The organism is Blautia hominis, assembly GCA_002270465.1.
GTDB lineage: Bacteria > Bacillota > Clostridia > Lachnospirales > Lachnospiraceae > Blautia > Blautia hominis.
In genome coordinates, this window is the sequence record NQOF01000009.1 from 103,929 (window position 1) to 128,099 (window position 24,171).

Below are 24,171 nucleotides of genomic sequence, written 5' to 3' on the forward strand. Positions count from 1 at the left end.
TTTTCCAATTAATCACTATTTTTTTTAACCAGTCCTCGAATCTGATAATTTTTCCGAACTTTCTTTATATATCTTTGCTTTCTCTTCTACTATTCCAATAAGTTTGATTTGTTCTCTTTCTGGCAATACATTGAAATGTTCAAGTAATTCTTTGTCATTTTCTGACAAATTCATGTTTTCTTGTTTTTCACCTGTGAGTAACCATTTAATATCTATATCGTAATTTCGATATAATGATATAATAGCTTTCCCTCCTATTATGGACTTATCATTTTCATAGCTCGAGAGTACAGATTGTGATATTTCCGCTGTTTTCGCTACTTCTGATGTAGTTAATTTATTTTCTAGTCTCCATGCCTTTAATCGTTTTCCTATGGTATCCATATATTTTCCCTCTATATATTAATATTTCGATATTTTATATTGACATTTAATCGTTATTTCGATATAATAAAAATAGAGAAAGTGACACTTTCTCACGGTTGATATCAGTTTCATTATAGCATTTTAGGAAAAGGATGAACAGGAAAATTTTTCAGCTATTATACTGATTATTTCCTGGGTAAAAGGAGGAAATGTTATGGATAAAAAATTGAAAGCTACAAAGACCAAAATGTATCATTTGATTTCAGATTATTTAGCAGATTTTAAAATTCAATATTTATTTGACGTCCCTGTGATGCGCGAGTGCAGTTATAAGAAATTATGCGGATATCGTACATATACTTTAAATTTTGATGCCAGCGATTATCATGTGACGTGTCTTCTTAGTTCAGGGCTGGGTTCAGTCTATATTAGGATCTGTCTATTTGAATTTGGATATGGCGGTAAACTCTTAAAAGAAAAATTTGTCCAATTTAGCTGGGAGGAATTATATAAATACGGTTTGGTGGAGGAATGCGCATGAAAGTGTTAAAGAACAATGCCAAATCCGTCCGAATGACCGACGCAGTCCTGGCCTATGTTGAATCTATGGATGGAAAAGGTTTTAATGAGAAATTTGAGAACATGGTCTTGTACGCCATGAAAACCGAAAAAGACCGTGAGCATCATATCGCTATTCTGGATGACGAAATAGCCCGCAAGCGTGACATGCTTTACAAGCTCCGCCAGATGGAGGATAAGCTTGTGTGGATCCAGCGGACTCTTAACAGCCTGGGTGACCAGGTGTCCGGCCTGATAGACAATGCCGATAAAGTGTAACTCGTTTTTATGTCCGGGGAGCTGGCTGCAGCTCTCCTGGTGAGATACAAAGTTGTAAATGCACGTGCACCCGTGCTTTACATAGAGTAACCATTGTGTAGTCGGGGCACCAACACCGCCCCGGCAGTCCCTAAAAACCTTAACCCTGCAAAAAGCAATCCTTGTCCGCCGTAACCTTTCGGCGCTCCCCCCTTTTTTCTTGGGCGTCTGCGCGTAGCGCTTAAACCAGCGTCCCTTGGGCACCCGGGCGCCGGGTCCCATGGGGCGGTGGGGCGCCGGGTGAGCGGTCGGATCCATTGCGTAGGGATGTAAGTTATATGGTGGTGGTCGAGACATAACAATTACTGGGAGGAGGGGCTAATATTTGGATGCATATTGTTTCTTCATGTACCAGTGGTGTTTGTACATCTCTGAGCATATGGCATTTCTAATTATTTTGCCATTATATATATTTTGCAACATTTTGATTTTTGTATACATCCATGTAAATTGTCGGAAACATAATGTTGTTTTTTATTCTGATAAGATTACTTGGCTGCTACTGCTCATAGACATTTTGCTATTTGCACTATTTGTCTATTTGGCATGATACTTTGATATCCCGTCTGCCTGAAACATAGTGGGCGGTTTATATAGATAATAAAAAATGTGTTTTGTTTATCTGTGCTGATATGCCAGATAACAGAAAGGAGAATGAAATGAATACACAGAGGATCTTGTTACTTTACGCCGGGGAATATGATATGAAGGCAAAAGACACAGGAGAGATTGTAAAAGGCTGTACCTTTAAGTATCTCTTTTTTGGCGAAAAGGGTGAACTGCTCAAATCCCATTATGACCAGGTGGGAGGAGTTGGCTTCCAGCCAGCTAAATGTACCGTTGATTTTGATAAACGCAGCCAGGTTGTGTCTGCTCCTGCGGTTTATGATGCTGAGTTTATGATGAAGGTTGGCAGTGATGGTAAGCCTGTCCTGGTTGTTGATACACTGCATTATGTATGTGATGCGACCTTTGGAATGCTTGAGAAGAAATAGGGGGGAGCTCATGAACCTAAAAAAGAACCCTACAGAAAAGGATGATATCCAGGAACAGTGGGAATCCGTGATGCAGATAGCCAATGCATCAACAGAACAGCTCGAATTATACCGTACACAAACTTTAGTAAAGCTTGATACAAGTATACGGATGCTTGTAAAAACTTTAAGGACTGTAAAAAATCTTTTGATTGCTCTGTTGATTTTTGTGGTCATCATTGCTTTGTTGGTATGAGCCTATGGATGAACAGGTTTTGTCCTTATTGCAACAGATGGTGGACAATCAGGAAAAAGAGTTGGAATATCTGAAAAATATATCTGACGATATATATGCTGTCCGTGGCTCAACGCAGTCGCTGTGTGAAGCATTGAACACATGGCATGAAGAGGTCAAACAGGAAAAGGTCCAGGCTGAGGAAGAAAAAGCTCTCCGGGAGCAGGAAGAAGCCCGGGCGGCACTTGAAGCAGAACAGGCTCCCCAGGAAGAACTTGTTCCTGAGTATCAGGAAGTTTTGGATGCGATCCAGGTATCTGTATCTGATATTAAAGGTACTATGGGGAGTATTGAGAAATCCTTTTCTTCCCTGGATATTGGACAGTATAAAGGCACTTTAGAAGCACTACAGAAGGAAACAACTGAAATGAGCACGACTGCACAGCAGACAAATTCTTTTTTGGTTGTGATCGGGCTTGGTGTATTCCTGGTTGCTGGATTCCTGCTTGCACGTTTTGTCTGGGGCAGGTTATAGAGGTGCATATGGATATTATAAAATTGTATATTTCGGAAGATCTGGTATCCAGTTATCTGGAATTAGTCATTACATATGGTATTTGCGGTGGCTTTGCTATTGCTACTGTGACGATCATTATCGGTATGATTATTTATAAAACCTTAGGGTTTTTGAATAATACAAATTAAATCAAAGATTGCTGAAAAGCAAAGAAAGGAGTAGTTTATGGAAGCTATTACAACTGCGTTCACAACAGCTATGACAACGATTCAGGGAGATGTAACAACCCTGGTAGCAGCGGCGATTGCCCCGGCATTGGTTATTTGTGGTATTTTCCTTGCACCTAAACTGGGTGTCCGCTTTTTCAAGAGCGTCGCAAATTAAGTACAATGCACAACATGAGGCGGTACGGTTTAGGCCGTATCGCCTTTTTTGTATCTCAAATCAATGATGCTGCCGCTCCTGATCCGGGACGGCCGGGAACCGGAGTGAGATACAAAATCAGGAAGGGGGCAGGTTATGAAAACTATGAGGATGCGGCTGGCAAGCTGGTTGATGATCATATGTATCTTGACCGGGGTATTTGCATCCAGCGTATCTGTTCAGGCGGCAGATACAACCTGGGAGGAAATAGTTGACGGGTGTCAGTTTGGTCTTACAACGGTCAAGTATATGCTTACATCTACTTTTGGATTTTTCACACAAGATTTGGATACTTATATGCAAAACAACAAGCAATACTGGCAATATGCCAAAGATTTTCAAGATCGCTGGGATGCGAAAGGAGAAGGTGAAACAAATATAGCGGTGACAAAAGATGAGGTGCAAGGATTATATGATATTGCCAAGGCAAGTGTAACTGCTCTTAATGGATATTATTTGATTACACCTTCTATGTCACGTGATGAGATGTTTAATTATTTTAAATCTATCATTGATACTTCAGAGGATGCTGGCACTTTTTTGGATTTTTTTAATTCTCATGATAGTTTTATGTATTATTTTAATGCTCCTTCTTCATCTTCATATGATTCTTATTATCTTTATTCATATGATTTTAGTAACTATCTTTATATTGGCACCAATAGTGATGTTTATGTGTATAAAGATGGCGATACTATATATTGGCCTTATGATTGTTTGATAATTCAACGTCATCGTTCTTATGGTAATGTTTCTGTTTCGTTTCGGAAGCAACAGGGGATGCGTTATCCCTATGATGCTTATAATGCACAATTTACGGGATATGCTGGTAATACTTTTAAAATCTTTTATTCAAAGCTTGATTTATTGAATTATATTAATGGCGGAAAACCTGGCTCTTATCAGGGAAGTAATTTTAATATGCCTGTCTTATCCGGTAATACGCTTAATATTGACCTTGGTAAAGCTGCAGCGACAGACTGGGATAAAGTAAATAAGAGTATTTACGAGTCGGTTTCGGATGCTATAACGGATGCTGGCGGTTGGGGCGCTTTGGATGAATCCCAAAAGCAGGAAATCATAGATAGTAAAATGGAGGATATCCTTGGCAGCCTGGGTGAAATCGGGGACAATACAGGGCAGTCAAATGCTCTTCTCTCTTCCATCAAGGATATATTAAAGAGCATTAATAACCATGTAGTATCTATCTCTGATTACTTGATTGATGCCATTACAAATCAAGGTAAGTTATTTAATCTTTTTAAGGATTTTAGTTTTGAAAAACTTCTTGAAACCATCAAGGATTCCGGTGGTTCTGGTGGTTCGATTGCTGATTCCGCTGTCGGTACAGTCATAGGCAGCTTTATTTCGGACTTATTGGAAAAGGTCATGAATGGAGATGAAACCGCTGAAGATGCAGTTTCAATTCTGGTAACTAGGTTTTCAAAACTGGTTGATGTTTCTAAAACCAAATTTCCTTTTAGTCTTCCTTGGGATGTTGTAGTCATTTTTAAAACCTTGTCTCATGAGCCGGAAACGCCTGTGATAGATTTTCCCATAAAAGTGGCATCTGTTGGATTTGACTATACGATTCATATTGATATGAAAGATTTTGAATCCCTGTCTAAAATGTGCCGTGCCTTTTTTGCGATAACTTTTGCTTTGATATTGATTAAGCTTACTTTATTGATGATTAACAGGGGGGATCTGGATGCTTGACGTAGTATTTAATATTTTAACTGCATTGATTAATATTCTCCCGGCAAGTCCATTTCTGGCTTATGCGAAGTTTGCAGAGGGTATTGATCTGCTGGGTTATCTGAACTGGTTTGTGCCTTTTGATATTTTTGCACTGATGTTGGAAAGCTGGATAGTCTGTATGGGACTATATTATAGCTATCGTATATCCAAAAGTAGTATGAAGCATTAAGGAGGATGCTATGAGTGTATATTTTTTTAGTGGGAAACCGGGAAGTGGTAAATCGCTTCATGCCGCCCAGATGATTGACGAATGGGTGCGTCGTGGTAAAAATGTGATAACAAATTTTCCAATCAATGAACAGTTTTGGGATAAACGGAAGGCTAAAGGTAAAAGTGTCGGCATAGTTATCTCCTGTTCCAATGATGAAATCTTGAAATACGGTGTGAAAGGGTTGGTTGGCTTCTCCGATCAGTTCCATAGCCGGAATAAAGAAGGTCAGATGATCGAGCGTCAGACGCTTGTCATCTTGGATGAATGCCAGACGTTGTTCAATTCAAGAAGCTGGAACATCAAAGGTCGTTCCGACTGGGTGATTTTATTTTCCCAGCACCGGAAGTTTGGATTTGAGTTTCTGCTCATTTCCCAGGAAAAGACGTTTGTTGATAAACAAATCCGGGCGCAGTTCCAGTGGGAGTACGAGCACCGGAACATCAAGAATTTTAAAACCTTGGGATTTATCCTGGCTATGCTCTGTGGCGGTAATTTTTTTGTTGTTGTAGTACGGAGCATGGACGTAGGGAAGAAAGATCATGCGGAATTTAAAGGGAGTAGTAAGAAGTATTACAAGCTGTATGACAGCTATCGTATCTTCGACACGCAGACGTTAAGGGCTAACTACTGACTGACGCCGGAGCTCGGGGCAGGGGCCCCGACTAGGCGGCTGTCAGTAGTCAGCCCATAGGCAAGGATGTAATTCAAAAGTTTAGCTGCAGCCAGGTTATCTGCAGAAAAAATGAGTTACAAATCCTTCAACCACGTGCTTGTAATACGTGGTCTAGAAATACATCAAAAAAATGCTTAAAGCCCGCATAAATACAGGGGAAAACCGCATTTTTAAAATTTCGGGAAAACGGCATTTCCCGAAAAACTTTAGTATGATAAAGTGAGGTGTTAATTTGGTCTTAAAAAGAGAAATTTCTCAAACGCAAATCAGTAACGACCTGGATGATCAAATGAGAAATTATTGGTTTGATTTCCGTCAAAAAAAATTCTTACATAACATTGATACTTTTTATTACAGTGTCAAATTACAGGAAGACTTCACAGACGATTCAACAGATTCAGCAGTTCTCTTTTTCCGTAGATACTTCGAGCAAAAGAAATCTTTATTTAATAGAAATTACGGTGATAGTATTCCTCTTGAATTTGATGGGTGTGATGTACTGAATCTTCGGCCTTGTACTTTCGCAGGATTCTTTTCCATTTGCCTTGAATGCCCTGAATGGTTTGATATTTTCATTTCCCCTGTGGTTCCGCACGGTTCGGACGGTGGACTATCCGTGACCTGTGAGATCGTAGTTCAGATTCGCTCTTATATGCTTTGGATATATGGGGTGAACGAAAGCTTTGAAAGGTCTTATGAATATGTGAAGGCCATATGCAATTATTTTGATCTGCATGTTGATTACTGTCAAGAAAACCGGATTGATTATTGCTGGCATAGTAATTATCTTTCAAATCCAGAAAAATTCTTTTCTCTTGATAATTTTTATAAGATGCGTGTGGATAGGTTCAAAGATGCTTTGACTCATAGTGCAAAGGTCGGTTCAGAGGATTATGAAATAGACTACATTTCTCTTGGTAAACGTTCAGATAAAGTATTTATTAGAATCTATCTCAAGAGTAAGGAAGTTGTGGAAAAGAACTATAAACCATGGTTTTTCAAGATTTGGCTGTTTAACGGTTTGATAAATAGATATGACTTTTTCGTATATGAAGAATGTTATAAAAGAAAATCATGGAAATATTTAGACATGGCAAGAGTGGCTTTTTATCATCAATATGGGGCTGACAAGATAAAGCTTGGACTTTGTAAAAAACTTTTGGACGGTACAGCTACCATGGATGATGACAGGTTAAAAAAATTTGCTGATATGCTTACTCCAAAGGTAAATTTGATCATGAATGTGGAGTTTCAGACAATGAGGAAACATAGCAAGTCATATCAATTGGCTCCATTTAAGGATAACAGTTCAAAGGGTGAGAAACAGCGGATTTATGATTATCTCGATAATCGAAGGATAATAGCTGATTATCTTACGCATTACGTTTTACGGTTAGTTGAACCCTCGGGAGATACAAATAAATCCCGTCGTGATTACTGTGCATTTTGGAAGGCATTAAGAAGCTGCCGTATGGTTGATGTCTGCGTAGCTCCGAAACATGTAAAGCTGATTCGCCAGTACAATAGACAGCTTAATGGGAATATCATGAAAAAGCGTGCTATCAATGCGGCTGTAGTCTATGGCCTATATACCAGGGGATTGAATAAGGATAATGTTATACAGGATTTTGTCGAAGCTCTGTGTCAACTTAACGACAATGATATACACGAGGCATATCGTTATAAACAAAAAAAAGCCCGCCAATTCAATGCGGATGAACTGGCGGAAACTTATGTAAGCGATGCTACTCATAAATATGAAATTGTCAACATTGATACAGGTGAATTATCTATTCCTATAGTACCATAATTTATTCGGTTTTACAATAATCAAATCTGTATCTCAAATTAAGTATGCAGCGAAGCCCGATCGGCTCCGGCCGGAGCTGTACGTGAAATACAAATGGAGGAAATAATATGTACGATTTATTCTTCTTTGATAAAGAATTTCATACCTTTGTGACTTATGAATTTGTTTTTCTTTCAGCTATATTTTTAGTATTAGATTATAACATTAATATACCTTTGTCTATTTATTTTTTGATTATGTTATTTGCATATAATCGTGAAGGTATAGAAGAGGAAGATTCTGGTCGTTTTGATACCTATTTTCTTAATAAGTATAAATGGTTAATATGAGGTGAGATCATGGATATAAATTTACAACAAGCTTTTGATTTATTTATATTTGACCGGGAAACATATTGCAACGCAAAGACCGTTAAAAATTATAAAAATACTCTCTCTTACTTTTTTGATTATATGAAAGAAACTTATCATTGCGAAATATGTGATATTAAATTATCAGATGTCACTTTGATGGATCTAAAGGGTTATGTAATCATGCTTCGCAAGAGGGATAAACTGTCAAGTCATCCTTACAAACCTACGGAGCATAAGCCCATAACAAATACTTCCATCCGAACGTATTCCATTGATCTGAGGACTTTTTTTAATTTCCTTTACGATAATGACTATATGGAAAATAATCTGATGAAAAAATTCAAGCTCATAAAGAGAGAAACTAAATTGGTACTCCCGCTATTTGCGGATGAGGTAAAGGAAATTGACACTTTGTTTAACTTAAAAACCTGTAGCGGATTAAGAAATTACTGCATGGTACATTTGATGCTGGACGAGGGTTTACGATCTGGGGATGTTTGCAACCTTCGTATTCATAATATTAATTTTCAACAGAATCATATCTTAATTTTTGACGGAAAAGGAAATAAGGATAGGATAGTTCCCCTTGCCAGCGGATTAAAAAAGCACCTGCATCAGTATGCTACAATTTATCGTCCGTATACGGAACACGATTATATGTTCTGTTCCGCTGACGGTTCTCATTCTCCGGTAACTGAGAATACTATCAAATGTTTATTTGCCCGCATACGCAAAAAGACAGAGATTACAAGGCTAAAACCGCATTTATTAAGACATATTTTTGCTACGTCGTTTATCCTTGGCGGCGGCGATCTGGAATCATTAAGGATATATCTGGGACATACCAGTTATGACACAACACAGAATTATTTACACCTGGCGAATACATATAACCGAATGGGATCTGATGTTTATCGCCTGGATAAAATATTTTTCAAGACTTATTATAGTGTATCATAGTCAAACACACGTAAATGACCAGAGTGTTACTTTCCGGAAAATAAAACAAAGCCCTGTCTGCATCCTTGCAAACAGGGCTTTTGACGTGCGCGAGAAGATTCGAACTCCCGACCTTCTGGTCCGTAGCCAGACGCTCTATCCAGCTGAGCTACGCGCACATCCAATCATTGGATAGATATTAATTTGTTATTGCCTTAGCAACGAAATTTATTATATCTTATGGTACGAAAAATGTCAATAGGTTTTTTAAAACTTTTTGTAACTATACAGTAGGTCTGCGCATTTACTGCGCCGACCGTAAAAAAACCTTGAGCTGCAAGCAAAAATCCCATCGCCCAAGGCGATTCTGCATGGATTTTTGCCCGTAACTGGGAAGGTACTGAACAGTTACAACTTTTTTATCCTCTATACTTGCCATTTTTCGGCGAATTGTTTATAGTAAAAGATAAGCGCAATTTACCTATTATAAAGGAGTTACAATATTATGAGAGCATCATCAGATTTGAAGACCATGCTGGCCTCCATCCACCGGAAAAGTTATCCTGCCTACAAGGATCTGCGGGGTGTCTACGCTTTTGGTGACTATACATTATCCATTGACCATGTGCAGGGCGACCCTTTTGCGGCTCCCTCCAGCCTGAGTATCCGGATCCCTCTTTTGACGGCGGGATTTCCGTCCCAATACTACAAGGAAAAACATACCCGGATCGCTCTTCAGGACTATCTGAACAGACAGTTTGAACAACAGGTGTATCATTTCAGCTTCAAGGCCAAAGGTTCCGGGAAAAGCGGGCTTATCTCTGTCAGCCGCTGCGGACAGGAAATCCTGGACCGCACTGCCTGTGAAATCACGGACAGGGATCTGACTGCCCGCTTTACCGTAGGTTTCCCTGCAAACGGCAGGACCATCAATGCTCCTGAGCTGGAAAAAATCCTGTTTGAATTTCTGCCGGTATGTGTGCGGAAATCCTTCCTGTATAAAAACCAGAATGCCAAAGCTGTGGAAAATGTGTTCTTTTTGGCAGAAGACCAGCAATTCATCAGAGAAGAGCTGAAAAACCGAAATCTGGCCGCTTTCGTGGCGGACGGCGCCATCCTTCCCAGACAGAGCGGCGTATCGGACAAGCCGCTTTCAGACTGCGTCCCCTTCTCCTCCCCGGATTCCATGCGCACAGAGCTTCACCTTCCCCATAAGGGTAAAATCACCGGCATGGGCATTCCTGTGGGCATTACCCTGATTGTGGGCGGCGGCTACCACGGAAAATCCACTCTTCTGAACGCCTTGGAATCCGGTGTGTACAATCACATTGCAGGGGACGGCAGAGAGTACGTCATTGCAGATGACACGGCAGTGAAGCTGCGCTCCGAGGACGGACGTTTTGTAAAAGATGTGGACATCTCCATGTTCATCAATGACCTTCCCAACAAGAAGGATACCCACTGCTTCTCCACACCGGATGCCAGCGGAAGCACCTCCCAGGCTGCCGCCATAGTGGAGAGCATGGAAGCAGGTTCCCATCTGTTTTTCATAGATGAAGATACCTCTGCCACCAACTTCATGGTGCGTGATACCTTCATGCAGCATGTGATCAGCCGGCACAAGGAACCTATCACTCCATTTTTAGAGCGCGCCAGAGATTTGTACACCAAAGCGGGGATCTCCACCATCCTGGTTGCAGGCAGCAGCGGCGCTTTCTTCCACATTGCAGACACGATCATCCAGATGGACTGCTACCGCCCGGTGGATATCACTGAATCTGTAAAAAAGCTCTGCAAAGACTTTCCTCTTCCCCCTGCAGACACCCCTGCCTTCCTCCTGCCCGAAAGCCGCAGGATCATGACCACACCGGATTTTCGTGATTCCTCCCCCCGCCACCGGGGACGCGGGCCGAAAGACAGCGGAAACGGCGCCAGGGAAGAACGGAGTTTAAAGACCAAAACACATGACCGCTACACCTTTTCCATCGGTAAGGAATCTGTAGACCTGCGGTATGTGGAACAGCTCACAGACTACGAGCAGACGGCAGCGCTTGCCGCCATCCTGCGCTATGCCTGTGAAAACCTGATAGACGGAAAAAGGACTTTAGACCAGATTGTCAGGCTGCTCCTGCACCAGCTTGGGACAAAAGGCCTCTCCTCTGTCTGCGGGACTTCCTACACCCCGTGCGGACTGGCTATGCCCAGGGCTCAGGAGATATACGCCTGCTTTAATCGTTTCAGAAGACAGTAAAACACAAAAAACTTTATAAAACGTGAGAATCATCACGGCATTTTAAAAATACTGCGGCTATACTTATCTGCATAAGCATTGGAAACCGAACGGTCATACCTTACGTTCCATTGCAGCCAAATAAGTGAAGCCGCAGTTTTTTGCGTTCTCACACCATTTATGAAAGAGGTGAAATTATGGGTTATTGTTACAAGACGCAGGATTTACGGCAAGTCTTTTCTGCTCTTACCGAAACTTATGACCTTTACGCTCCCAAACATTTTCCGAAAAAGGGAGCCTTTTCCGACACGGATCTGATCCACTATGACAGGATCACATCCCCTGAAGAGATCGTACTTGACAGGAAATCACGCTTCTCCCCCAAGGAGGTGCTGCTGCCCATTTCCCAGACCTTATTTTATTTCACAGAGGATAAGGTAACGGAACCAAATCCCCCTAAAAAGGACGCCATTATCTTCCTGAGAAGCTGCGACCTTCACGCGATCCGCCGTCTGGACTACATGTATCTGGAAAACGGCCCCGAAGATTCCTACTACAGACAGCTTCGTGACCATGTAAGATTCGCGCTCCTTGGCTGTTCCTCCTGCTTTGACTCCTGCTTCTGCGTGGATATGGGGACAAATAAAAACTCTGATTATGATTTCAGCCTGGATTTTGCGGACGAAACCTGGAAAATAGATGTAAAATGGGAAGAACAGAAAGAACTCTTCCAAAAATATGCGGTTTCTGAAGAAGCCGTCTCCCCCTCTTTTGTGACAGAGACAAAGACCCGCGTACATATTCCCGAAAATCTCACCGCCAAAGCAGCCAAAAGCTCCATTTGGAAAGAATATGACAGCCGCTGCATAAACTGCGGACGCTGTAATCTCTCATGTCCAACCTGCACCTGCTTCACCATGCAGGATCTGTTCTATACAGATAACGGCAAGGTGGGCGAACGACGCAGAGTGTGGGCCTCCTGTATGGTGGATGGCTACACCGATGTGGCAGGCGGAGGAAGTTACCGCAAAACCAACGGGGAACGTATGCGCTTTAAAGTCATGCATAAGGCACTGGATTTCAAACAGAGAGCCGGCTATCAGATGTGTGTGGGCTGCGGACGCTGTGACGATGTCTGTCCGGAGTACATTTCCTTCTCAAACTGTCTGAACCGTCTTTCTGATGCCATGAAGGAGGTGGAAGATTTATGATAAAAAATGAATATATCCCTTTTCGCTCTGAGATCAAAGAAGTGATCCGTCACACAGACATAGAGTACACCTTCCGCATGGAATACACCGGCGATGTAAGACCCGGCCAGTTCTTTGAGGTATCCATCCCCAAATACGGCGAGGCTCCCATCTCTGTCAGCGGCATAGGGGACGGCTTTGTGGATCTGACCATACGCCGTGTGGGTAAAGTCACAAATGAAGTATTTGAACAATATGAAGGGGACACCCTGCTCCTGCGTGGTCCTTACGGAAATGGATTCGACCTGGAAATTTATAAGAATAAAGAGCTTGTCATCGTAGCAGGCGGTACCGGTGTGTCCCCGGTACGCGGCGTGATCGATCATTTTGCCCACAATCCCCAGACAGCAAAAAGTGTCACAGTCATTGCCGGTTTCAAATCCCCACACGACATTTTGTTCCGCCGGGATCTGAAGCTCTGGGAAGAAAATCTGAACCTGATTCTCACGGTTGACAGCCGGGAGGGTGATGAATCCTACAGAGAAGGGCTGGTAACTGCCTATATCCCTGACCTGGAGTTCCGGAATATGGAGGACGCCTGTGCCATTGTAGTAGGCCCGCCTGCCATGATGCGTTTTTCCACCATGGCGCTTATGGACCGGGGATTAAAAGAAGAACAGATCTGGATCTCCCAGGAGCGCAAAATGTGCTGCGGCCTTGGAAAATGCGGCCACTGTAAGATCAATGATGTCTATGTATGTCTGGACGGTCCTGTCTTTAACTTTACCAAGGGCCGCCAGCTGTTGGATTAGGAGGTGCAGGGAATGGATGTCAATACAAAGGCTTTAAAGAAAAATGCATTCCGCGTCACAAAAGAGCGCGGCAAAACAGCCTCCCGTGTCCGTGTGCCGGGCGGCCATATGGATGCCTGTTATCTGTCCATGATACAGGATATCGCAGAGAAGTACGGCAACGGAACGGTACACATTACCAACCGGCAGGGATTTGAGATCCCCGGCATAGACTATGCGGATATGCCCAAAGTCAATGAGATGCTTCAGCCCATTATAGAAGGGCTGGACATCAACCAGACTGACCCAGGCACAGGTTATCCTGCCTCCGGCACCAGAAATGTAAGTGCCTGCATTGGAAACCGTGTATGTCCTTACGCCTGCTACGACACCACCGCATTTGCACAGCGGATTGAAAAGGCCATCTTCCCCAATGATCTGCATTTCAAGATCGCTCTCACCGGATGTCCCAATGACTGCGCCAAGGTCCGCATGCACGATTTCGGCATCATGGGCATGACGCTTCCCCGCCTGGACCCTGATCGGTGTGTAAACTGTGGTGCCTGCGTGAAATACTGCCGCCGCAAATCCGTGGAGGCTCTGGAGACCGTAAACTACCGCCCAAAGAGAAACGAAGAAAAATGTATCGGCTGCGGCGAATGTGTCCTGAACTGCCCTGCTTCCGCATGGACCAGGGACGAAAAGAAATATTACCGCCTCACACTTCTCGGACGAACCGGAAAGAGAAACCCGCGTCTGGGCGAAGACTTCATCAAATGGGCGGATGAGGACAGTATAATTAAGATCATCCTGAATACCTACAAATACGTGGAACACTATATCGACCGCTCCGCACCGGGCGGCAAGGAACACATTGGCTATATTGTGGACCGCACCGGATTTGAGGAGTTTAAAAAATGGGCGCTTGACGGCGTGGAACTGCCGGAAATCGCAGAGGTCACCACACCTATGTATTGGAAAGGCGTCCACTATACAAAATAACATCCTGCACGGCATAAACCGGGAGGCAGACAACAGTAAGTCTCTTTGCAAAGCTCCTGTTGTCAGAAAAAGAAACAGCACAGTGAATCGCCTCCGCAGTTCTCTGTGCTGTTTTCTATGCTTCTATTTTGTAATGTTTCCGTCCATATCCCACAGATCTTCCCATCCCTTTGCACCGGCCCAGAGAAATACCTGGCCTTTTACCAAACGGCAGTTCTTGTCGGCAAGACGGATCTTCTCCATCTCCTCATCTGTGAGCGGGTCCTCAGTGATGCATTTCAGATTGCTGATATACTGGGGTTCCTTCACAGAGAAGGGGATTGGCACCTGTCCCCGCTGCACAGCCCATTTCAGGCACACGACTGCCGGGTGTATCCCGTGTGCTTCCGCGATCTCCAGGATTTCCGGCATCTGGGTATCCGCAACATCCTCAGAGGTCCTGTCACGCTCCGGGCGTGAAGGGGAGCCAATGGGACAGTAGCCGATTGGCACGATATTGTGTTTTTGCACGTAATCAAACAATTCCGGCTGCTGAAAGCCCGGATGAAGCTCCATCTCAATGGCTGCAGGCTGGATCTTGCAGAGGGGAAGCACTGCTTCCAGCTTCGGTATGGTCATATTAGACATGCCGATGTGGCGCACAAGCCCCTCCTCCAAAAGCTGCTCGCACTGTCTCCACACACCCATGAACTCCTCTATGGAAAAGGGTTTGGAATCCGGGTTCCTGGAATCCCCGTCACACCCCGGTGCATGATAATTGGGAAACGGCCAGTGTACAAAGTACAGATCCAGATAGGAAAGACCCAGATCCGCAAGGCTCTGCTTACAGGATGCTATGACCTCCCCATCCCCGTGCATGTCATTCCACACTTTTCCGGTGATAAACAGTTCCTCTCTCTTTACAACCTGATCTTCAAAGAGCCTCCCAAGGACAGCGCCGATTTCTTTCTCGTTCTGGTAAACGGAAGCGCAGTCTATGAGGCGGTATCCGCTTTCGACGGCACCATATACGGCGTCAGATACTTGCTTTGCAGAATATTTATCAGAGCCAAAGGTACCGATACCCATAGCGGGCATTCTGGCTCCTGTATATAAAGTTTTGTATGGCACTATTGCCGGGTCTACTCCTTTTGCCATAATAAACCTACCTTTCATCCTGGTCGCCGAAAATAACCGCAACCTTGCCGCACTGTCCGCCTGCCATCAGCTTATAAGCCTCCCCGGCTCTCTCAATGGAAAATTCATCTGTGATCAGGTCCTCCGGATGGATATTCCAGCGCACCAGACGCTCCACCAGTTCTTCCATCCTCCACAGACTTGTCACCCAGGAACCGTAAATGGTCTTCTGTCCGTGTATAATATCCGGGCTGGGATTGAAGGTACAAGTTCCGCCCTCTCCCACAAATGCAATTTTGCCCCACTCTCTTGTGGCACGGATGGCAAGCTGACGGCCTGCATCATTGGCGCTGGCATCAATGGCCCGCTCCACGCCATGGCCTCCGGTCACTTCCAGAATCTCATCCAGGGTGTTCTCGCCTGGTTTAAATACATGGTCCACAAGCCCCAATTTTTTAGCCAGATCAATGCGGTACTCATTCATTTCCACGCCGATCAATTTATTCGCCCCCAGCGCTTTGGCAAGCATAAGGGCCGCCAGTCCTACCGGGCCAAGCCCTGTGACCAAAACCGCATCATTTCCGCTGATACCGATCTTTTCAATGGCCTCATAAACCGTACCGAATCCGCAGGCCACCTGTGCACCGTCCTTGTATGTAAGCTCATCCGGAAGTGCGATCAGGTCTTTCTCCTCTGCCAGTATGTACGGAGCCATGCCGCCGTTTCTCTGCCAGCCGTATGCCTGGCGGAATCTGCTTTTACAGGAGATATAATATCCTCTGCGGCAGTCATTGCACACTCCGCACCCTGAAATGTGATACACGATCACTCTGTCGCCTTTTTTGAATCTGCGGAGGCCTTCGCCTTCCTCCACGATCACACCGCAGGGTTCATGGCCTGCCACCATGCCCGGAATATATCCCTCAGGTCCTTTTCCCACGTGTTCCCTGTAAATGCAGCGGATGTCACTGCCGCAGATCGTAGTTGCCTTTGTCTGGATCAGCACCTGTCCATGGCCCGGTTTCGGCACATCAAACTCTTTCATTTCAACCGAGCTGTTCCCCGGAAGTATCGCACCTGCCATTTTTTTCGGAAGCATTTTCACTGCCATAATCGTTATCCTCCCAATCCTTCAATTCCAGCGTTTTCTGCTGTTTTTTATTTGTCCTTATTATACCATTCTGTCTGCAGGTTATTAGAGATATCTGCGACACCTTGAAATCTATCATGTCGTGTTTTCGTATATTTTACAGATTCCCAAATCCGTGCTGTTCTCCTCTCCGGAAAAGGATACGGTAAGTGCCTGACCCGGCTTCTGCCTCCATATAGCCACTTTTCTGTACAAAGGAAAGGCTGTCCGCCTCCAGAACCTCTTCTGCCTCGTCCAAACGCACGCTGGCAGTGGTATTGGCAGGGATCCTGACTGTTAGTATGACCTTGTCCTCCTCCGTTTCCCAGCGCACACCCTCCTCCCCATAGATGGAATGATAAGTACCGTCCACGAACTGCAGGCCGCCGCCTATGCGCGGATAAAAAACAGCATGTTTGAACCCTGTGCAGGCTTCATCAGCCTCAATACCGGCCATGACCCGGTACATCCATTCTCCGATGGCGCCGTAAGCATAATGGTTAAAGGAATTCATGCCGGGGCTCCACATGGAACCGTCGGGCTTAATGCCGTCCCAGTGTTCCCAGACCGTAGTGGCACCCATTTTCACCTGATACAGCCAGGAGGGGAAATCCTCCTTCAGAAGCAGATCATAAGCCTCTTTTACACACCCATTCTGACTGAGGGCATGACAGAAATACGGTGTACCCACAAAACCGGTGACCAGATGCCCGTTTTCCTTATCCAGGAGCCGTTTCAGTCCCGCCACAGTCTTCTTCACATATGCCTGCGGTACCAGTTTGAAATACAAGGCAACAATATGGGCTGTCTGTGTCTGGGCTGTCATGGTTCCGTCATCCTTAAAAAATGTCCTCTGGAATTTTTCTACAATATGGCTGTACAGCTTTTCATATTCCCGGGCAGTCTCCTCTTTCCCAAGGACTCTTGCCATCTTTGCAAAAAGTCCGGTGGAATACGCATAATATGCCGTACAAGTCAGGTCATTGGGCGTGGCGCCGAAATAGCTCCCCTCCTCCGCGTCCAGGGCAACCCAATCCCCAAACTGCAGTTTATAATTCCAGATATGATCTTCCGAATGACACCTCAAGAAATCGATCCAAGCTTTCATACTGCTGTACTGCCTCTCTAAAATGGCCTTATCCCCATACATGAGATATAAAGTCCAGGGATTGATCACTGCCACGTCCGCCCAGGCTGCTGCGGAATGAGGGCCCTGTCTCAGAAGCCAGTTTCCGTCCGTACGGCCCTCTTCTATATTGGGCACCACATGGGGCACGCCCCCTTCCGGTGTCTGGTCCGCCTCCACATCTCTGAGCCACTTTTTATAAAAGGTGTAGGTATTCATAAGATAGCAGGCGGTACGGCAGAAAATCTGTGCATCCCCTGTCCATCCCAGGCGCTCGTCTCTCTGGGGACAGTCTGTGGGCACATCCAGAAAATTCCCCTTCAGCCCCCACAGGTAATTGTGGTGAAGCTGATTTAAAAGCGGATGGGAACAGGTTATGTTTCCTGTCCTCTCCATCTCTGAATGCAGGGTACAGGCCGTAAAATCTTCTTTCTCTGCCTCTCCGGGCCAGGAGACGATCTTTGCATACTGAAAGCCCATATAAGTAAAATGAGGATGGTAAGTGACGGTTCCCTCTCTGGCAAATGTATATTTCATGGAAGCCTTTGCATGCCGCAGATTATCCAGATATACGTTCCCTTCATGATCCAGCACCTCAAAACAGTGCAGCTCGATCACGTCTCCCGGTTTTCCGTATGCAGTCACCCGGATGCGTCCTGCCAGGTTCTGGCCGAAATCAATGACCAGTTCCCCTTTCGGTGTTCTGAAGATCCGCTTTGCAGGCAGTTCATCCATTACCCGGACCCTGGAACCGCTCTGTGCCCGGAGAACTCCTGTATCAAAGGGTACCAGTACCACATCTCTCCATTCTCCCTGTGGGGCTGCATCCACGGCCCAGTCTGGGATTTCTTTCGCCGCATCATAAATTTCGCCGTTGTAAATATCCGCAAACACAACCGGAGCGTCACAACCCTTCCAGGATGGGCCGGTGCACACTGTCTCTGTACTTCCGTCCTCATACCGGATATATATCTGCATGGCAAATCCGGTTTTGCTGCCATAGTTGTTTCTGGCACGTGTAAGACCCATAATTCCCTTATACCATCCGGCGCCCAGCATAGCCCCTGCCACATTTATGCCTTCTTTCAGAGCAGAAGCCACATCATAGGTCTGATACAGCAGATGTCTGCGGTAGGAGGTCCAGCCCGGTGTCATCTCGTCTTCCCCCACCTTCTCCCCGTTCAGATAAAAGTTATAAAGACCAAGGGCAGTGGTAAATGCGTAGGCTTCCCTTACTTTTCCCTTTACCCGGAAAGTTCCCCTTACATATGTGCCTTTTGACTCCTCTTTATAGGAATCATCCGTCTCCCCGGAGACAAACGGAGCCTTAAGACCCTCATCCAAAAGAGATGTGACAAACCAGGCCGTTTCACTCCATCCTGTCTCCTCTTCTGCTGTCCATACCCGGACGCGGACAAAATATTTAGATGCCGGCATGATCTCTGTATCCTTAACAAAAATATGCGCTGATTCACGGTCCTGTATTTGCCCGCTGTCATATATAAGTTCCGAAAATGCCCGGTCCGCTGCGATCTGCAGTCTGTAGCTTGTCTGCACCACATTTCTTCTGTCACTTTCCAGTTCCCATCCAAACTGCGGCATAGCCTCCACGCCCACCGGATTGACCTGATAATCCATATGTATCTTTTTTACTTTCAGCATTCTGACTCCTTTTCTATCCTGAATATACAGTAATGTCCCGTCCATTCACAGTCTCGGGCAAAAATCCATGCAGGACCACAGCGCCGTACCCGGCTGCCCTCCAAGCGTCATCCATCCTCTGTATTACTTTTCAGAAGCATAGACAGGGCATCCTGCCATCCTCTGTATTTTCTTTCCCGCTCGGCCCCTGACATCACAGGTGTATAAAACGTGCCGTGTTTTCCTTCAAAAAGCATCTCTTTTTTGTAGATCCCGCACCCCAGTCCGGCAGCATAAGCCGCCCCGATTCCGGACAGCTCCTCGGCATCCGGCACATAAACGGTGCTGCCCAGAATATCACTTTGAAACTGCATCAGCCATTTATTGTTGGTGGGCCCGCCGTCAACACGCAGTTCTATACGGGGAACCTCCCCCGCCTTTTTCATAAGAGACACCACATCCGCGATCTGATATGCAATACTTTCAAGCCCTGCCTTGACCAGCTCGGCCTTTCCTGTTGTACGGCTCATGCCGCAGAAGGCAGCCGACACGTCGCTTCTAAAGTAGGGCGCCCCAAGTCCGGTAAATGCAGGCACAAGATATGTCTTATCCGCCGGATTGGCTTCACGGGCCAGGGTTTCCGACTCCCCCGGGGCAGTCAACAGGCCAATCCTGTCCTTCATCCAGGTGATCACGGCACCTGTATAATTGATATTTCCTTCCAGTACATACCGGACCTCCCCCTCTGTCTTCCAGGCAAGGGAGGTCACAACTCCCAAATCCGAAAATACGGGCTTTTCCCCGATATTCATCATAATAGAAGATCCGGTGCCGTAGGTGGTTTTCATCATCCCCCGCCGCAGACACCCCTGTCCGAACAATGCTCCGTGGGAATCTCCCAGAACACCGTGTATGGGCACTGCATGGGGTAAGAGTCCTTCAAAGTCTGTCTCTCCGAAGAAACCGTCGGAATCTGTGACCTGCGCCATACACGCCTTTGGTATCCCGAAATAAGCCAGAAGTTCTTCATCCCACGCAAGGGTGGTAATATTAAAAAGCTGTGTTCTGGATGCGTTGGAGTAATCTGTCCTGAATTCTTTTCCTTTGGTCAGGCGGTATATAAGCCAGGAATCCACTGTGCCGCAGCAGATATTTCCCCGTTCGGCCTCCGTTCTGACACCCGGAACTTGTTCCAGGATCCAGGCCAGCTTGGCTGCGGAAAAATAGGGTGATAAAAGCAGCCCGGTCCGCTTCCTGACCTCTTCTGAGACGCCGCTTTTTTCCAGCCTCTTACAGATGCCTTCTCCTCTGGCGCACTGCCATACAATTGCGTTATATACAGGTTTTCCTGTGTGACGGTTCCAGGCAAGCGCTGTCTCCCTCTGGCTGCTGATACCCACACAGGCAATCTTTCCCCTGTCTATCCTGCTTTGTTCCAACAAATCTTTTACAGTCTTCAGGGTATTTTGGTAGATTTCCACCGGATCATGCTCCACCCACCCTTTCTCATCTATAAGCTGGGCGTGGCATTTATCCGTGCGCAGAAGCAAATCTCCCCGGCCGTCAAACAGCATGGCCTTAGTGCCCTGGGTACTCTGGTCTATTCCGATACAATATGTTTGCTTCATCCCAATAACTCCACTGCCTTTTTGGCGATCCCTTCTTTGTTCAGACCATAATGATCAAATACTTCCTTTGATGTTCCCGTGATCACAGGGGCGTCCGGAAGTGCCATGCAGGCTGTCCTTTTCGGACAGTCTGCACCAATTATCATGCTGACCATAGAACCAAGACCGCCGTATGGCGCATGTTCCTCCACAGTGATCACTGCTTTTGCACGGGAGGCCGCCCGGATCACCGCTTCCTCGTCCAGCGGTTTCAGACAGTACATATCAAGGACTGAGGCAGAGATGCCTTTCTCCTGCAGTATCTCTGCCGCCTCCATGGCAGGGCGCACCATCTCCCCGCAGGCAATGAGTGCCACGTCTGTACCGTCCCGAAGGATAGTTGCCCTGTCCATAACAAACGGTACATTCTCCTCTGTATAGATGTCCTCCACCGGATTTCTCCCCACACGGATGTAAGCCGGTTTCTCATCCTTTAAAAGGTTCTCTATGAGCTTTTTGGTCTGGTGCCGGTCACTGGGCACATAAACACGCATATTGGGAATTGCACACATAGCTGCAAAATCCTGGGCAGAATGATGGCTCATGCCCAGTGCCCCATAGCTGATGCCTCCGCTGATACCGATCAATTTTACATTTGTATCGGAGTAGGCCACATCCACCTTTGCCTGCTCATAACTTCTGGTGCTTAAAAAACAGGCCGGGGACGCTGCAAAAGGCTTCTTGCCTGCCTTGGCCATTCCCGCGGAAATACTCACCAGATTCTGTTCCGCTATCCCCACCTCCACAAACTGTTCCGGATGTGCCTCTGCAAATGGAGCCAGGGAAGCGCTGCCTCTGGAATCACTACAGAGCACTACAATATCTTTATCGGTATCCGCGTGCTCATTTAATACATGGCAGATCGCCTGCCTGTTAGGTATTTTATTCATTGCGGGCTGCCTCCTCTTTTTCTGTTAATTCCCTCACAGCCTGTTCATACTGCTGGACTGTGGGCACTTTGTGATGCCATTCTGCCGCATTTTCCATAAAGGAGACCCCGCAGCCCTTTATGGTATCCGCTATGACAACTGCAGGCCTTCCCTTCGCCTTTCTTGCATTCCCAAATGCCTTTAAGAGCGCATCCGTATCATTCCCATCCGCAGTCAGCACCTCCCAGCCAAAGGCTGCAAACCGGGCGGCCAGATTGTCATGATGCATGATATCCTCCGTACACCCGGATATCTGCAGGCGGTTTCTGTCCACAACTGCCAGAAGGTTATCAAGACCATACTGGGAGGCCGCCATAACCCCCTCCCATACAGATCCCTCGGCCAGTTCACCGTCCCCCATTACCGTATAAACACGGCTTGGCCGCTTATCCATCCTGCATGCCTTTGCAATGCCCACACAGACAGGAAGCCCATGCCCCAGGGAACCGGAATTCATCTCAATACCGGGCAGCTTATTGTTGGGATGCCCAATATATTTTGAGCCAAATACAGAAAACTGTTCTTTCACTTCCTCTGCCGGAAAAAACCCCTTTGCAGCCAGAACTGCATAATAAGCCTCCACCGAATGCCCCTTACTCATGACAAAATAATCCCTGTCCGGGTCATCCTGATTCTGCGGACTTATATTCATCTCTTTAAAATACAGCGCTGTCAGTATGTCCATCACACTGAAATCACCGCCGATATGGCCTGTTTTGGCCCGGTAAACCATGTCCAGGACATCTCTTCGCATGGCATATGCCTTTGCCTTTAAATCATTCATCTGTCTTTGCTCCTTTATTTAACCGGGTTATAAACCGCTTCCCTGACTTTATCCTCCACCGGGTCATATAGATCCGGTGTCACGCCTATATATTTACATGCTTCATACAAAATAGGGACCACGTTCTTATGGATACCCACACAGTGATGGATGTAGGGGCCGCAGACCAGTTTGTTTTCCAGCCGTTTTAAGTTCTCCACTTCCACCCATACATAGGTCCCCTTTGTGTAAGGCCCTTCCACACCCCTGGCGCTGCCAAGAAGCAGAGAATACTCCCCGTTATCACCATCGAAACGGCACAGGGTCATCTCACCGTGCTTTGCCTCTGCCTCCACTGCCCCCGGATGCTCAAAGGCAAGAGGATATCCTATAGCCGGTTTCTCCTTTGCCACGGAAACAGGCCATGGGCCGCAGTGCTGAAGCAGCTCTCCGTTCTCATTGTCAGGATGGCGTACGGTCCAGTCCGCGAAAAAGGTACGTGCCTCATCCATGCCGGCAGCCTCCGCCATAACCGCTGTAACGGCACCATGGATATCCGTCTCACATACAACAGGGATCCCTTCCTCATTAAGCAGGGAGTTGGCGGCGCAGGGCATAATGCCGATCTCACCCTGCAAAGCGTTCCAGCACTGAATGGCAATGGCATTGCATCCGTATTTCTTTGCAAGGTTTTTCATGGCCACTTTCAGGGCCGCCACATTTTCCAGCTCATGTTCCCTGATCTTTATATACATATTTTCTTTGCACCAGGCAGCCACCTCTGCAGCTTCAGTACCCTCCTCTTTTACCCTCTTCATCTCTGCGGTCAGCTCGGGAATGGGCACCGGGGAAAGCTGGATATTGAATTTTTCCAGAAGTTCTCCCTCATTGCACATGGTTGACCAGAAATCGAAGGGACGCGGCCCAATCTGTAAGATCCTGGTGCTTCTAAATGCCTTCACCACGTTACACACAGCCAGGAAATTGGAAATGCCATTGGCAAATTCCGGGTCTGTCAGCCTGCAGTTTGTCAGGTATGTAAAAGGAATCCCAAATCTTCTGAATACCTTTCCCGTTGCAAAAAGCCCGCACTGGCTGTCCCTTAACCGGACCCCGTTCTCATCCGGCCGCTCATCTCTCGGCCCCCACAGAAGAACAGGGATCCGCAGTGTTTTTGCAAGCCTTGCGCACACATACTCTGTGCCGAAATTACAGTGCGGAAGGAAGAGGCCGTCCACCCCCGCTTTTAAAAACTTTTCAGCTATCTGCGAAACATCCCCGTCATCGTAGAGGAGTCCTTCCTCATTTATATCCTCAATATCTACCACCTCTATGCCCAGTTCCAAAAGGCGGGCTTTTGTAAGAGCTGCATATTTCAGGGCATCCGGGGCGCTGAAAATACTTCTTCTGGTTGGGGCAAAGCCCAGTTTTATCCGTTTCATTTATATA

At 46.0% G+C, this 24,171-nt stretch carries 24 protein-coding genes and 1 tRNA gene; 16 read left to right on the forward strand and 9 right to left on the reverse strand.

From position 1 onward, the window contains the following. Positions 1 to 24 precede the first annotated feature (24 nt). Positions 25 to 384: a helix-turn-helix domain-containing protein gene (locus CI595_RS23265; protein ID WP_095176003.1), complete on the reverse strand. Its 360-nt coding sequence runs from the start codon at positions 382 to 384 to the stop codon at positions 25 to 27. 196 nt (positions 385 to 580) lie between these two features. Here CI595_RS23265 and CI595_RS23270 point away from each other — a divergent pair, with 196 nt between their 5' ends. The 12 genes from CI595_RS23270 to CI595_RS23330 all read left to right on the forward strand — a co-directional run bounded on the left by CI595_RS23270 (position 581) and on the right by CI595_RS23330 (position 9,159). Beyond that, positions 581 to 907, forward strand: coding sequence for a hypothetical protein (locus tag CI595_RS23270; protein ID WP_095176004.1), 327 nt, complete (start codon positions 581 to 583; stop codon positions 905 to 907). Beyond that, entirely contained in the window at positions 904 to 1,203 is a 300-nt protein-coding gene (locus CI595_RS23275; protein WP_095176005.1) for a hypothetical protein, read from the forward strand. The genes CI595_RS23270 and CI595_RS23275 overlap by 4 nt, the downstream gene beginning before the upstream one ends. A 698-nt stretch (positions 1,204 to 1,901) precedes the next feature. Further along, a complete protein-coding gene (locus CI595_RS23285) occupies positions 1,902 to 2,237 on the forward strand; it encodes a hypothetical protein (protein ID WP_095176007.1) in 336 nt (111 codons plus the stop codon). Positions 2,238 to 2,247: 10 nt separating this feature from the next. Next, positions 2,248 to 2,472, forward strand: coding sequence for a hypothetical protein (locus CI595_RS23290; RefSeq protein ID WP_095176008.1), 225 nt, complete (start codon positions 2,248 to 2,250; stop codon positions 2,470 to 2,472). A 19-nt stretch (positions 2,473 to 2,491) separates the two neighbouring features. After that, positions 2,492 to 2,986, forward strand: a complete 495-nt coding sequence (locus tag CI595_RS23295; protein ID WP_147737761.1) for a hypothetical protein — start codon at positions 2,492 to 2,494, stop codon at positions 2,984 to 2,986. Positions 2,987 to 3,193: 207 nt separating this feature from the next. Then, entirely contained in the window at positions 3,194 to 3,352 is a 159-nt protein-coding gene (locus CI595_RS26185; protein ID WP_156087484.1) for a hypothetical protein, read from the forward strand. 135 nt (positions 3,353 to 3,487) lie between these two features. Then, positions 3,488 to 5,110, forward strand: coding sequence for a hypothetical protein (locus CI595_RS23305; RefSeq protein WP_147737762.1), 1,623 nt, complete (start codon positions 3,488 to 3,490; stop codon positions 5,108 to 5,110). Next, positions 5,103 to 5,321, forward strand: a complete 219-nt coding sequence (locus CI595_RS23310) for a hypothetical protein (protein ID WP_095176012.1) — start codon at positions 5,103 to 5,105, stop codon at positions 5,319 to 5,321. The genes CI595_RS23305 and CI595_RS23310 overlap by 8 nt, the downstream gene beginning before the upstream one ends. A gap of 10 nt (positions 5,322 to 5,331) precedes the next feature. Further along, positions 5,332 to 5,994 (forward strand): zonular occludens toxin domain-containing protein, encoded by a 663-nt coding sequence (locus CI595_RS23315; protein ID WP_095176013.1) that lies wholly within the window; start codon positions 5,332 to 5,334, stop codon positions 5,992 to 5,994. 274 nt (positions 5,995 to 6,268) lie between these two features. After that, complete coding sequence (locus CI595_RS23320; protein ID WP_095176014.1) at positions 6,269 to 7,846, forward strand: hypothetical protein; 1,578 nt, start codon at positions 6,269 to 6,271, stop codon at positions 7,844 to 7,846. Positions 7,847 to 7,953: 107 nt separating this feature from the next. Further along, a complete protein-coding gene (locus CI595_RS23325) occupies positions 7,954 to 8,175 on the forward strand; it encodes a hypothetical protein (RefSeq protein WP_095176015.1) in 222 nt (73 codons plus the stop codon). 9 nt (positions 8,176 to 8,184) lie between these two features. Then, positions 8,185 to 9,159: a tyrosine-type recombinase/integrase gene (locus CI595_RS23330; protein ID WP_095176016.1), complete on the forward strand. Its 975-nt coding sequence runs from the start codon at positions 8,185 to 8,187 to the stop codon at positions 9,157 to 9,159. Between the two features lie 84 nt (positions 9,160 to 9,243). On the opposite strand, the gene CI595_RS23335 is transcribed toward CI595_RS23330, so the two are convergent. Further along, positions 9,244 to 9,317, reverse strand: a tRNA-Arg gene (locus CI595_RS23335). Positions 9,318 to 9,643: 326 nt separating this feature from the next. Between CI595_RS23335 and CI595_RS23340 the strand changes: the two genes are divergently transcribed. From CI595_RS23340 to asrC, 4 genes are all read left to right on the forward strand, one after another. Continuing rightward, entirely contained in the window at positions 9,644 to 11,389 is a 1,746-nt protein-coding gene (locus CI595_RS23340; protein ID WP_095176017.1) for an ABC-ATPase domain-containing protein, read from the forward strand. A gap of 176 nt (positions 11,390 to 11,565) precedes the next feature. Beyond that, entirely contained in the window at positions 11,566 to 12,579 is a 1,014-nt protein-coding gene (gene asrA, locus CI595_RS23345) for an anaerobic sulfite reductase subunit AsrA (RefSeq protein ID WP_095176018.1), read from the forward strand. Next, complete coding sequence (asrB, locus tag CI595_RS23350) at positions 12,576 to 13,370, forward strand: anaerobic sulfite reductase subunit AsrB (RefSeq protein ID WP_095176019.1); 795 nt, start codon at positions 12,576 to 12,578, stop codon at positions 13,368 to 13,370. The genes asrA and asrB overlap by 4 nt, the downstream gene beginning before the upstream one ends. Before the next feature lie 12 nt (positions 13,371 to 13,382). Next, complete coding sequence (gene asrC, locus CI595_RS23355) at positions 13,383 to 14,351, forward strand: sulfite reductase subunit C (RefSeq protein ID WP_095176020.1); 969 nt, start codon at positions 13,383 to 13,385, stop codon at positions 14,349 to 14,351. Positions 14,352 to 14,474: 123 nt separating this feature from the next. Here the strand turns inward: asrC and CI595_RS23360 are convergent, their stop codons facing one another. The 7 genes from CI595_RS23360 to CI595_RS23390 form a co-directional block, all read right to left on the reverse strand. Then, complete coding sequence (locus tag CI595_RS23360; RefSeq protein ID WP_095176021.1) at positions 14,475 to 15,488, reverse strand: aldo/keto reductase; 1,014 nt, start codon at positions 15,486 to 15,488, stop codon at positions 14,475 to 14,477. A 7-nt stretch (positions 15,489 to 15,495) separates the two neighbouring features. Further along, positions 15,496 to 16,578 (reverse strand): zinc-dependent alcohol dehydrogenase family protein, encoded by a 1,083-nt coding sequence (locus CI595_RS23365; protein WP_205728121.1) that lies wholly within the window; start codon positions 16,576 to 16,578, stop codon positions 15,496 to 15,498. A gap of 136 nt (positions 16,579 to 16,714) precedes the next feature. Beyond that, the gene (locus tag CI595_RS23370) at positions 16,715 to 19,384 is read right to left on the reverse strand and encodes a family 78 glycoside hydrolase catalytic domain (RefSeq protein ID WP_095176022.1); all 2,670 of its coding nucleotides are present in this window, start codon (positions 19,382 to 19,384) and stop codon (positions 16,715 to 16,717) included. A 107-nt stretch (positions 19,385 to 19,491) separates the two neighbouring features. Next, positions 19,492 to 20,991 carry an FGGY-family carbohydrate kinase gene (locus tag CI595_RS23375; protein WP_095176023.1) on the reverse strand — a complete coding sequence of 500 codons (1,500 nt, stop codon included), beginning with the start codon at positions 20,989 to 20,991 and terminating at the stop codon, positions 19,492 to 19,494. Continuing rightward, positions 20,988 to 21,920, reverse strand: a complete 933-nt coding sequence (locus CI595_RS23380; protein ID WP_095176024.1) for a transketolase family protein — start codon at positions 21,918 to 21,920, stop codon at positions 20,988 to 20,990. Before CI595_RS23380 ends, CI595_RS23375 begins: the two co-directional genes overlap by 4 nt. Further along, positions 21,913 to 22,743, reverse strand: coding sequence for a transketolase (locus CI595_RS23385; protein WP_095176025.1), 831 nt, complete (start codon positions 22,741 to 22,743; stop codon positions 21,913 to 21,915). The genes CI595_RS23380 and CI595_RS23385 overlap by 8 nt, the downstream gene beginning before the upstream one ends. Before the next feature lie 14 nt (positions 22,744 to 22,757). Next, positions 22,758 to 24,164, reverse strand: a complete 1,407-nt coding sequence (locus CI595_RS23390; protein ID WP_095176026.1) for an L-fucose/L-arabinose isomerase family protein — start codon at positions 24,162 to 24,164, stop codon at positions 22,758 to 22,760. Positions 24,165 to 24,171 lie beyond the last annotated feature (7 nt).

Bases quoted from the DNA above. Each gene is read 5' to 3' on its own strand.
- CI595_RS23265 (WP_095176003.1), bottom strand. From the start codon at position 384: ATGGATACCATAGGAAAACGATTAAAGGCATGGAGACTAGAAAATAAA.
- CI595_RS23270 (WP_095176004.1), top strand. From the start codon at position 581: ATGGATAAAAAATTGAAAGCTACAAAGACCAAAATGTATCATTTGATT.
- CI595_RS23275 (WP_095176005.1), top strand. From the start codon at position 904: ATGAAAGTGTTAAAGAACAATGCCAAATCCGTCCGAATGACCGACGCA.
- CI595_RS23285 (WP_095176007.1), top strand. From the start codon at position 1,902: ATGAATACACAGAGGATCTTGTTACTTTACGCCGGGGAATATGATATG.
- CI595_RS23290 (WP_095176008.1), top strand. From the start codon at position 2,248: ATGAACCTAAAAAAGAACCCTACAGAAAAGGATGATATCCAGGAACAG.
- CI595_RS26185 (WP_156087484.1), top strand. From the start codon at position 3,194: ATGGAAGCTATTACAACTGCGTTCACAACAGCTATGACAACGATTCAG.
- CI595_RS23305 (WP_147737762.1), top strand. From the start codon at position 3,488: ATGAAAACTATGAGGATGCGGCTGGCAAGCTGGTTGATGATCATATGT.
- CI595_RS23310 (WP_095176012.1), top strand. From the start codon at position 5,103: ATGCTTGACGTAGTATTTAATATTTTAACTGCATTGATTAATATTCTC.
- CI595_RS23315 (WP_095176013.1), top strand. From the start codon at position 5,332: ATGAGTGTATATTTTTTTAGTGGGAAACCGGGAAGTGGTAAATCGCTT.
- CI595_RS23325 (WP_095176015.1), top strand. From the start codon at position 7,954: ATGTACGATTTATTCTTCTTTGATAAAGAATTTCATACCTTTGTGACT.
- CI595_RS23330 (WP_095176016.1), top strand. From the start codon at position 8,185: ATGGATATAAATTTACAACAAGCTTTTGATTTATTTATATTTGACCGG.
- CI595_RS23340 (WP_095176017.1), top strand. From the start codon at position 9,644: ATGAGAGCATCATCAGATTTGAAGACCATGCTGGCCTCCATCCACCGG.
- asrA (WP_095176018.1), top strand. From the start codon at position 11,566: ATGGGTTATTGTTACAAGACGCAGGATTTACGGCAAGTCTTTTCTGCT.
- asrB (WP_095176019.1), top strand. From the start codon at position 12,576: ATGATAAAAAATGAATATATCCCTTTTCGCTCTGAGATCAAAGAAGTG.
- asrC (WP_095176020.1), top strand. From the start codon at position 13,383: ATGGATGTCAATACAAAGGCTTTAAAGAAAAATGCATTCCGCGTCACA.
- CI595_RS23360 (WP_095176021.1), bottom strand. From the start codon at position 15,488: ATGGCAAAAGGAGTAGACCCGGCAATAGTGCCATACAAAACTTTATAT.
- CI595_RS23365 (WP_205728121.1), bottom strand. From the start codon at position 16,578: ATGGCAGTGAAAATGCTTCCGAAAAAAATGGCAGGTGCGATACTTCCG.
- CI595_RS23370 (WP_095176022.1), bottom strand. From the start codon at position 19,384: ATGCTGAAAGTAAAAAAGATACATATGGATTATCAGGTCAATCCGGTG.
- CI595_RS23375 (WP_095176023.1), bottom strand. From the start codon at position 20,991: ATGAAGCAAACATATTGTATCGGAATAGACCAGAGTACCCAGGGCACT.
- CI595_RS23380 (WP_095176024.1), bottom strand. From the start codon at position 21,920: ATGAATAAAATACCTAACAGGCAGGCGATCTGCCATGTATTAAATGAG.
- CI595_RS23385 (WP_095176025.1), bottom strand. From the start codon at position 22,743: ATGAATGATTTAAAGGCAAAGGCATATGCCATGCGAAGAGATGTCCTG.
- CI595_RS23390 (WP_095176026.1), bottom strand. From the start codon at position 24,164: ATGAAACGGATAAAACTGGGCTTTGCCCCAACCAGAAGAAGTATTTTC.